The 267-nt window shown below is 66.7% G+C and carries 1 protein-coding gene; it reads right to left on the bottom strand.

All coding sequences use genetic code 11. The features are described from left to right. The coding region (locus KVS69_RS19690) for a hypothetical protein (protein ID WP_217539771.1) at positions 1 to 240 on the bottom strand (240 nt) is incomplete at its 3' end. Positions 241 to 267 lie beyond the last annotated feature (27 nt).

Raw genomic sequence — 267 nt, 5'->3', positions numbered from 1 at the left:
GGCGCGAACGGGCAGGCTGCCGCCGCCTCCCTGGTAGCCTGCGCGCGAGAAGTCCGGGACGATGTTGCGTGCTTGGCCGCTGCCGCGTTCGGAATACAGGGCATAGCGTAGGAATCCATCGCTCGCCAGGCTGACCAAGGGGGCGTCTTTGGCAGGATTGATGGGGTGGGTGAAGGGGCTGGCGGGAGAAGCGCGTTCGGCTGCTGACAGGGCCGGCGACGCGCAGACCAGCAACGACACCAGAGTCAGGGCTACAACTCGGCGAAA

Source organism: Stenotrophomonas sp. GbtcB23, assembly GCF_019091045.1.
GTDB classification, from domain to species: domain Bacteria; phylum Pseudomonadota; class Gammaproteobacteria; order Xanthomonadales; family Xanthomonadaceae; genus Stenotrophomonas; species Stenotrophomonas rhizophila_A.
The sequence above is the reverse complement of the archived record's forward strand: the minus strand, read 5'-3'. Positions and strand labels throughout refer to the sequence as shown.